This window comes from Streptomyces sp. NPDC079141 (assembly GCF_040686775.1).
GTDB lineage: Bacteria > Actinomycetota > Actinomycetes > Streptomycetales > Streptomycetaceae > Streptomyces.
Genome location: NZ_JBFBLP010000001.1, coordinates 1,114,976 through 1,124,157, shown reverse-complemented (window position 1 = coordinate 1,124,157; position 9,182 = coordinate 1,114,976). Strand labels below are relative to the sequence as shown.

The window sequence follows — 9,182 nt, the reverse complement described above, 5'->3', positions numbered from 1 at the left end:
TACTCACAACCCACGTACGACACGCCGAAGATCAACCCGATCGAGTGTGTACATGAGCCCGTACCTGCCTCTGTGCATCAGCTTGTACGCGGACACCTGTGCCCTGATGCGTGCAGCTCGGTCGAGCGGATGCTCGTCCTGAGAGTCCTGGGCAACAGCTTCCGGCACCTTGGGTGCGGACTGGACGTGTCCGTTGGTGGTGGGATCAGGCTCTGCTGTGGCAACACGCTGGATCATCGGGCGCTCATCAGGAAAGGCGCCTCGCATGCGCTCCAGGCCGTCGCCGACCTTCTCGGGAGGCTTGGGGCCAGCGACCACGACGGACGGTGCCTCAGGCTCCGAAGGCTCGGCCGGTGTCTTCACGGCCTCGTGGTTGGTGATGATCTGCGCGGTGTCCTCAACATCCTCGGGGAGACCTGGGACGGAGAGGGGGCCAGTGTCGACCTGGTACCCCAGTGTCAGCGCGCCATCAGGGTGGAGAGCAACTGTTGAGTGCTCGTGGTCCTGGTCCTTCTGCATGAAGACGATGCCCTCGTCCTCAACAGCCGGAAGCATCCCACCGAACAGCTCGATCCTCGCACCCTTAGTCGTGATGCGAGAGACGCCGGCCGCTGGGAACGTGTCGAGACTCAGGAATGCCTTGTCCGAGCGAACTTGGAAGTGCTGCCCATCGCCATAGGCGGGATCAGTAACCTCTTGGGCCTTCGTCCCTAACGCCTTGGCGACTGCCTGTCCGTCGAATGTTGGTCTTGCTCGTTCTGTCATATGAGGACGGATTATACGAGGTCAGAACGAGGAAAGATGTAAGACGGATTACAAGTGGTTAATCTTCACTAGGGTTATAAATAATGATAAACTCGCCCGGACCTCCAAGACCTCGAAAACCTGGAGATTCATTCCAGGAAAAATTCTTCTTCCACTCCTCATACTCTTGAAGTTTCTGGTCCATCTCCTCCTTGGGGCGCGCAGGCCCAAAGAGTCTCTCATTGGAAAATGGATCTGACGGCTTCTCTGTGGTCACGGGTGGGGCCCTTCGTGGAGCATCGTAAGTACGGGGAGCGACCTTGGGACAAAATAACTCCCTCAGGATCAGTCTGAATGATTTTCGATAACGCCACCCCTTCTCCATTGGTATCAGTATAACATAGGCGATAAAAATCACAATTAGGGAAAATGGGGCATCCACTTCTCGGCAAAGGCGTCGTCTACCGTCACGAATCCAGCTGGTGTAGTAAAGAAGCCCTATGAAGATCGAGGGACTGGACCTTCGGGGAAACGAGAGAATCTGCCTACGATTGATGAGTGACCCCGCTAAGTGGCGTGCACGCTCCGTCGAGCGTATTGACTATTCCAGCGCCCTATGGGTGGAACGAAAACGAATCATGCACGTAGAGCCACTGAGAGAGGTGCTGGGTGATCTGGTGCCTCATCGTTGCAAGAGCGCTTGGATTAAGCTCCCCGTGGGAAACTTCCCTCGAAAACTGCTCTTTGGATTCGATCTCACAGTAGGAAGCCGATCAGCATTCCGGCTGCCGCTATGGGAGAGTGCTGGGCTCCATGCCAGTCATCTTGTTTCGCTGGGAAATGACCTGGTTACCCTTCTTGGCGACGACAAAAACGGCCCGCTTAAGGACCTACTTGCCGAGAAAGAACTTCACACCTATCTAAGAGCCATTTGTGGATTTGAAAGTGGGCCATGGCGAAAGGCTCAAGAGGGGGTAGGCAAAAATCAAGCCCTGGCAAAATATCTCTTCAAAGGTCTATGTGATCCAAAAGCCGCCAAGGAAGAAAGAGAGGCCTTCGTTCAGTCCTTGAAGGACTGGCAACGAACCCTGTTGCCCATTCGCACCGATATGCAACTGCGGAAGCTTAGTGACAGTCCAGTAGCGAACCCCCTACTTGCTTTGCCGATCCTCAAGGCGAACAAGGAGCTCAGCTCCCTCGATGAAGTAGATAAATGGATTGACGCGCTTGTCTCATTCTACGAAATCGTGAGGGTTAGCTCCGGGCAAACTGGAAATAGTGAGATCAAAGCAACGGCAACTACGATTCTAGACACATACCGCTTCTATGGCAGCTACTGGACAGCCATCGCAGAGTGCCTCGTGCCGCTCGATGAACCATTTCTCGTAAATGTCTCAGAGACAAGAGAAGTAACCTCAGAAAAGAGGGGAAACTTCAGTCAAAAAGTAGCGTCAGCACTTGCCATGCAACGAGATGATCTAGGGCAAGTGGCAACTTTCGGGGACGCGTATTCAAATCACGTAAGCCTTCGTGTCTCAGATGCAAGCGTCGAATTTGATCCAAAGTCGGTTCGGGTTGCTGCGAGCGAGAAATGGGGCAATAATCCCTCCGCAAAACGAAATTTGGTCGAAACTAGACATGAGTTGATCCTTGTCTACTCGCCACCTAGTACGGCACTCCGCCCCCACGCAATCAAAATCGACTGCAGACTAAGGCCATTGCTTCCGATTAGAATGATCCACTGGGTCGTAACTGGCATCGCGCTCGTTACATTTCTAGCAATTACGTCTGGTGGAGCCTACTTTGTGGGAGAACTAACCGCTCCACACGTAGCCCTGCTGCTCACGCCTTCTACATTCGCCACAGCAGTCCTGTTGGCTAGAGAATCAACCTCGCTAAGTGCTGCTCTTCTGAAGCCAATTCGCGTCATTCTGGCCATTGTTCTTGCGGTACTCTGGCTCCTTGCTATTTGTCAATACCTAGCTGGAAACATCCATCTTTCAGTCGAGGAATCGAAGTCTGCTATCGCTATCACTCCTCTTCCCTTTCGGGATCCCGAATCTCCATAACGGCAAGGATGAAGAGGATTACGGTCAGTACCAGTAGTCCGACAAGCCCGATGTTATTTACGTTGCTGGTGAATGTGGCAAATATGGCCGCTGTAAGACTCGCCAACCCGGCTATAACAGCGGTCACGCGAAACGCAATGATCCAGCGCTGAAGTGGATCATTTTGCCCGTTCCCCCGCCCCTGATTGGGCTTGGGTGTGGAATCAATCGACATTTCTTTTCCCGCCAGGAAACTGCTGATTGGCAGCGTCATTCTCCTGAGATGGTTTCATCGTAGCGGCTACAGCAGATTGAGCTGTGTTCGTTGCAGCTCGAACACCGAAGTAGGCTGTCGAAATCGCAGTTATAGCAGTAAAGGCGCTAGTAAGAATGGCGACGGCCTCGGAACGGCCGACGTCTATCGCCACCAGTATCGCGGCTAGCGCAATGCCGATATCGCTGATGATCACTACAATAAGGCCAGTCCACGCCCGAGTCGTTTGAACCTTCTTGATGTCCTTGCTCAGCATGGGTCCTCCCGCGCCGCACAAGAAGCAGCCGCATACTGCTCGGGCTTAGACCGCCCTAGAGTTGGGCGCCTCATGTCTCTAGCGTTGCACAGAGTGACCCAAGTCACATCCTGAGGTCTATGTGTCAAATGTTGAACGACTGCCATCAGCGCTTTCGAAGCAAAAGGTCTGATGATTCCTGGTCGGCATGGTGCGAGCTCACAGCTCGCACAAACCGAACAGGGAAAATCTCGTAGCGGCGTCAACTCGCTCCCCGCCATGATGCGGCTCATGACAGAACCGAACCCTGGTGAAGCCCTCATCCGCCTTGAGAACTTGATCTCGGGCGACCTGTACAAGCACGTCGACCCGACCAACCGCGCCAGCGTGATCGGATGGGGACTCTTCTTCAACGTAGCCGAGCAGGTGCGCGCGATCCTCACACTGCACCAGGGCGGCGCCTGCGGCGCTGCGTCCCCCAATCGTCGGAGTGCTTTGGAGTACGCGATCACCTTGCGGTGGTGCGTCGACCAGGGGGACCGGATAGGCGACATCTACAGCCGCAAGCTCGGAAACGATCAGATCCAGCTGGCGAAGGCCCTGAAGGCGGACGGCACGAAGGACCGCTACAAGGACGCCTACGAGGTCATGGTCAAGACTGTGGAGACGGCGAAGGCCATCGCAGCTGATCCCAACGAGCGGCTGGCCAAGATCGAGCACCTGATGAGGGGCTATGGCCTCACCAAGGAGCGGACGTTCTACCAAGTAGATTCCTGGTTCGCGCACCCCACGCTCACCGGCGCACAGATGTTCTTCAAGGATGATGGCCAAGACTTCCACGTCAGCCAGACACCGATCCACGAAGAGCTCGTGGCGTGCCAACTCTTCTGCCTGTGGATCTTCCACATCGCAATGCTCGCCTTCAATGAAGTGCTCACCGACAAGCCATGGACCACCGAGCTTGAGCAGGTGGCCAAGGAGTTCGGGTTCGCAACGGCGCTCCCGCAGTGGCAGGAGCCGGGCAACCCCAAGAAGTAGGTAGGAGCTGTGGGAGACCGTGGCCTCCGCCGCGTCGTGTAGATCCAGTAGAGAGGCGTTTCGCGCCTGGCGGATCAAAGAATCGGCAGTCGAGCTGCCGTCCGTCCACGAGCCTCTGATGACGCGACAGAGCTACGTTCGGGAGGGCGTCACGTCTCACACATCTCTCACAGACCTGGGCACACAAGCTGGTGCCTCGGATCTCTGACCTGGACCCTTGCCCGCTCCCCTGGACTGTCCGGACGTCCTGGACTGGGTGTCAGCTTCTGGGGGTCAAGGGGTCGCAGGTTCAAATCCTGTCGTCCCGACTTTGCGAAGTCGCAGGTCAGGGGCCGCTTCAGAGGAGATCTGAAGCGGCCCCTTGATCATTCTTGGGGGCCGACCGCCTGGGGACCAGCGCACGTGACGGGCTGATGCAGGACGCCCGCGGAGAGTACTGAGCGCGGTTGCGAAAGGCAGACGGATCGGCTGCCGGCACCGTGGCTGAGCAGATCGCCGCGGGCGTCGGTCATCGTGCCGGCGTAGAGGCATGCCGACGAGGGCCTCGTTTCTCCCGCGCACGTCAGGCTGGTACCGAGGCGCCCCGTTCAGCTCCCCTGGGTACCGGGCGCCGGCTGTTCGCCCGAGCCCCGCACGATCAGTCGGGTGGGCACGGTGATGGTGCGGGCACGCGAGCGGTCGCCGTCGAGGCGGGTCAGGGCGGTCGTCGCCGCCGTTCTGCCGATTTCCTCGGGGTCCTGGGCGACGACGGTCAGGGCCGGCTCAAGTGCCTCGGCCAGTGACACGTCGTCGAAGGCGACGACGGCTACGTGCTTGCGCTTGCTGCGGGCCAGTTCGGCGACTATGCCCAGCGCGACGATGTTGTTGCCGGCGAACAGTGCTGTGGGGGGATCGGCCAGATCGAGCAGCTGGGAGGTCGCGGCCTCGGCCCCTTGCTGGTCGTGGGCGTTGGTGACGAGCGAGCGGTCGTAGGCGATGTCGGCTTCCTGCAGCGCCGAGCGATAGCCGGCCAGACGTTCACGACGGGTGTACAGCTTCAGCGGCAGGTCACCGACGAAGCCGATGCGCCGGTGACCGTGGGCGATGAGGTGGGCGACGCCGTCGTGGGCTCCCGCACGGTTGGAGCTGACGATGCTGTCCGTGGCGAGGCCGACTCCGGGGCGGTCGAGGAAGATCACGGGCAGTCCCGCCGTGCGGTGGGACTTGAGGTGGGCGTGGTCGGCGCCCACGGACGGCACGACGAACAGGATGCTGACGCGCCGGGCGAGGAACTTGTCCGTCAGGGCGCGTTCGCGGTCGGGGTCGTCGGCGGAGGAGCCCATGAGCAGCGTCAGTCCGCGTTCTCGTACGGTGTCCTCGATCGCTCGCGCCACGGCTCCGAAGAACGGGTTGGCGAGGTCGGGGATGACCAGCCCGATGGTGGTGTCGGGTCCGCCGACGCGGATGTTGCGTGCCATGAGGTTCGGCTGGAAGCCGAGCTTGGCCACCGCGGCGAGCACGTGCTCCCGGGTTTGTGCCGAGACGGGGCCGTCCTCGTTGAGGACGCGGGAGACCGTCTTGGCGCTGACGCCCACCTCTCGGGCGACATCGGCCAGGGTGGGGCGGCGGCTGGCTGCCATGGAGGAAACCATCTCCTGTGGGCCCTCGGTTCCGGCCGCGGCCTCGGCCGGAAACTGTGAGAGCTGGATCGTGCTGTCAGGTGGCCTGTACTCCGGCGGCCTTCGCAGCCTCCGAGTCCGCTACGACAGTATCTCCGGCCGCATCGACGGTGAGCGCACCGGTCATGATGGCGACGACCTCCGCCATGGAGTAGTCGGACGGCTTGATCACGGCGGCGCGCTTGCCGAGGCGGTGGACGTGGATCCGGTCGGCGATCTCGAAGACGTGCGGCATGTTGTGACTGATCAGGACGACCGGCATGCCCTTGTCCCGGACGCGGCGGATGAGATCCAGGACCTGCCCGGACTCCTTGACGCCGAGAGCGGCGGTGGGCTCGTCCATGACGACGACGCTGCGCGCCCAGGCCACGGAACGGGCGACCGCGACCGCCTGGCGCTGGCCGCCGGAGAGCGTCTCGACCGCCTGCGTCAGCGAGCGCAGGCCGATCTTCAGGTCGGCCATGTGCTCGGCGGCCTCCTGGCGCATGCGCTTCTTGTCCAGCATGCGGAAGACGCTGCCGAGGACGCCGGGGCGGCGCAGTTCGCGCCCGAGGAACATGTTCGAGGCGATGTCCATGGAGGCGGCCACCGCGAGGTCCTGATAGACCGTCTCGATGCCGTGGGCGCGTGCGCTCTGAGGACCGGAGAAGGTGATGGGCTTCCCGTTGAGTCGTATCTCGCCCGCATCGGGGACCACCGCGCCGGTGAGCGCCTTGATCAGGCTGGTCTTCCCGGCGCCGTTGTCGCCGATGACCGCGAGGACCTCACCGGGCATCAGATCGAAGTCGGCGCCGTCGATGGCGGTGACATGGCCGTACCGCTTGACCAGGCCGCGCGCCTGCAGCACGGGCGCGGGGGACGAGATGGTGCTCATCGGGCCTTCTTCCGGGAGATCTGGTCGACGGTCACCGCGAGGATCACGAGAACACCGGTGATCAGGGTCTGGTAGATGGAGGCGACGCCCATCAACTGGAGCCCGTTGCGGAAGACACCGACGATGAGGACACCGATGAAGGTGCCCAGGACCGATCCGCGTCCGCCGAAGAGGCTGGTGCCGCCGAGGACCACGGCCGTGATGCTGTCGAGGTTGTCGGTCTGCCCGGCCTGCGGGTCGCCGACTCCGGTGCGGGAGATCAGCAGCAGGGCCGCGATGCCGTAGAGCACGCCGGCCACGGTGTAGATGCCGATGGTGAGCCGACCCGTGCGGATGCCGTTCAGCCGCGCCGCTTCCTGACTGTTGCCCAGCGCATAGACGTGCCGGCCCCAGCCGGTGTTGCTCAGCGCGTAGGCGAGGAGGAGGAACAGGGCGATGGTGACCAGCGAGCCGTATGTGATGTCGGTGTTGCCCAGCGGGAAGGTCTCCCCGAGCGCTGTCAGCGGGCCCGGCAGGTTGGTGACCGTCTGCTCCTCGGAGTAGATGTGGGTCAGCGCGAACGCCACGTTGAGCATGCCGAGGGTGACGATGAAGGGCGGCAGCGGGATCTTCTGTACCAGCAGCCCGTTGAGCAGGCCGAAGCCGCCGCAGACCACCAGGCCCAGGGCGATGGCGGCGAGCGGGGGCAATGAGCCCTCGGCGGCCATCTTGGCGATCATGATGCTGCCGAAGGCCATGACGGCACCGCACGACAGGTCGATGCCCGCCGTCAGGATGATCAGGGTCTGGCCGATGGCGAGGGTGCCGACGACCATGACCTGCTGCACGATCAGCGAGAAGTTGCCGCCCGTGAGGAACTGCTCGGTCGAGAAGGAGAAGAAGGCGCAGGCCAGGAGGAGGGCGGCCAGCGGGCCGGTGGTTGGCGCCGTGAGCAGTCTGCGGGCCGTGGTCGGCGCTTTGAGCCCGGCGTACGGCGAGGACGTGCTCGGAGGCGTGGACGTGGCGGTCATGCGAAGTCCTTGTCGAAAGACAGAGTCCCTGTCCGTCCCTGTCCGTCCTCGTGGGAGGAACCGGCGGAACTGGAGGAATCGAAGAAGGCGGAGGACAGGGGAACGAGGGGGCGGCCGTCCCCGCGGTCGGGGAGGAGGGGCCGGCCGCCCCGTTCAAGGGGGAGGCGGCGTCGTACGGTCGTTGGGGGCGGCTCAGCCCCAGCAGTTCTCCAGGCCGTAAGCGGTGTCCTTGGACGTGACCCGGTCCTGCGCCTTGTCGGTGATCAGCGTGACGCCCGTGTCGGTGTAACCGGACGCCTTCTTGCCGTCCTTTGCGTACGCCACGACGGCCTTGACACCTTCGGCGGCCATCTTCAGCGGGTACTGCTGGGACGTCGCGGCGATCTTGCCGTCCTTGACCGCCTGCGTTCCGGTGCAGCCGCCGTCGACGGAGACGATCAGTACGTCCTTCTCCCGGCCCTTGGCCTTGAGCGCGGTGTACGCGCCCAGGGCGGCGGGCTCGTTGATGGTGTAGACGACGTTGATGTCCGGCTCCTTCTGGAGACAGTTCTCCATCGCCGTCTGGCCCTTGGCCTGGTCGCCGCCGGTGTCCTGGGCGCAGGCGACGTCCTTGTCGGTGGCGCCGAAGCCCTTCAGGAAGCCCTCGTGCCGCTGGACGCCGACGGAGACGCCCGGTGCCAGGTCGAGGGCGGCTATCTTCGCCGTCTTGCCCTTCATGGCGGCCTTGGCGTACTCGCCGATCAGCTCACCGGCCTTGACGTTGTCGGTGGCGAAGAGGGCGTCGACCGCGCTCTCCGGCTCGGTCGGGGTGTCCAGGGCGATGACCAGGACGCCCTTGGCCTTGGCCTTTTCGATCGCGGGCACGATGGCCTTGGAGTCGCTCGGGGTGATCAGGATGCCCTTCACGCCGGAGGCGACCATGTTCTCGATGGCGGTGACCTGACCGGCGTTGTCGCCGTCGAACTTGCCTGCGGCGGTGACCAGTTCGGCGCCGTTCTCCTTGGCGGCCTTCTCCGCGCCCTCCTTCATCTTCACGAAGAACGGGTTGGTGTCGGTCTTGGTGATCAGACCGACCTTGACGTCGCCCGATCCGGCGCTGGACGAGCCCGATCCGGAGCCGGATCCGCAGGCCGTCAGGGTGAGGGTCGCGACGCCCGTGACAGCGGCGACTCTGAGGAGGGAGGAGGACAGGCGAGTGGTACGGGACATGATCGACTCCTGTGAGATCGCGAGCGGCACGGGGTTCGGTTCAGAGCACGCCGCCCGGAGTGTCATCGTTGACTTATGTCATCGTTGACACT

General features: G+C 61.9%; 8 protein-coding genes. 2 read left to right on the top strand and 6 right to left on the bottom strand.

Features of this window, described 5'->3' with window-relative positions:
• Positions 1–3 precede the first annotated feature (3 nt).
• A complete protein-coding gene (locus tag AB0Q90_RS05150) occupies positions 4–765 on the bottom strand; it encodes a hypothetical protein (protein WP_363159078.1) in 762 nt (253 codons plus the stop codon).
• A 695-nt stretch (positions 766–1,460) separates the two neighbouring features.
• Here AB0Q90_RS05150 and AB0Q90_RS05145 point away from each other — a divergent pair.
• Positions 1,461–2,813 carry a hypothetical protein gene (locus AB0Q90_RS05145; RefSeq protein ID WP_365732646.1) on the top strand — a complete coding sequence of 451 codons (1,353 nt, stop codon included), beginning with the start codon at positions 1,461–1,463 and terminating at the stop codon, positions 2,811–2,813.
• A gap of 203 nt (positions 2,814–3,016) precedes the next feature.
• Here the strand turns inward: AB0Q90_RS05145 and AB0Q90_RS05140 are convergent, their stop codons facing one another.
• The gene (locus AB0Q90_RS05140) at positions 3,017–3,322 is read right to left on the bottom strand and encodes a hypothetical protein (protein ID WP_363159076.1); all 306 of its coding nucleotides are present in this window, start codon (positions 3,320–3,322) and stop codon (positions 3,017–3,019) included.
• Positions 3,323–3,592: 270 nt separating this feature from the next.
• Here AB0Q90_RS05140 and AB0Q90_RS05135 point away from each other — a divergent pair, with 270 nt between their 5' ends.
• Positions 3,593–4,339: a DUF5677 domain-containing protein gene (locus tag AB0Q90_RS05135; RefSeq protein WP_363159075.1), complete on the top strand. Its 747-nt coding sequence runs from the start codon at positions 3,593–3,595 to the stop codon at positions 4,337–4,339.
• A 587-nt stretch (positions 4,340–4,926) separates the two neighbouring features.
• On the opposite strand, the gene AB0Q90_RS05130 is transcribed toward AB0Q90_RS05135, so the two are convergent.
• The 4 genes from AB0Q90_RS05130 to AB0Q90_RS05115 all read right to left on the bottom strand — a co-directional run bounded on the left by AB0Q90_RS05130 (position 4,927) and on the right by AB0Q90_RS05115 (position 9,090).
• Complete coding sequence (locus AB0Q90_RS05130; RefSeq protein WP_363159074.1) at positions 4,927–5,958, bottom strand: LacI family DNA-binding transcriptional regulator; 1,032 nt, start codon at positions 5,956–5,958, stop codon at positions 4,927–4,929.
• Between the two features lie 76 nt (positions 5,959–6,034).
• Complete coding sequence (locus AB0Q90_RS05125) at positions 6,035–6,871, bottom strand: ATP-binding cassette domain-containing protein (RefSeq protein ID WP_363159073.1); 837 nt, start codon at positions 6,869–6,871, stop codon at positions 6,035–6,037.
• Positions 6,868–7,881, bottom strand: a complete 1,014-nt coding sequence (locus AB0Q90_RS05120; protein ID WP_363159072.1) for an ABC transporter permease — start codon at positions 7,879–7,881, stop codon at positions 6,868–6,870. The genes AB0Q90_RS05125 and AB0Q90_RS05120 overlap by 4 nt, the downstream gene beginning before the upstream one ends.
• Positions 7,882–8,073: 192 nt before the next feature.
• Complete coding sequence (locus tag AB0Q90_RS05115) at positions 8,074–9,090, bottom strand: sugar ABC transporter substrate-binding protein (protein ID WP_363159071.1); 1,017 nt, start codon at positions 9,088–9,090, stop codon at positions 8,074–8,076.
• Between the last annotated feature and the right edge of the window lie 92 nt (positions 9,091–9,182).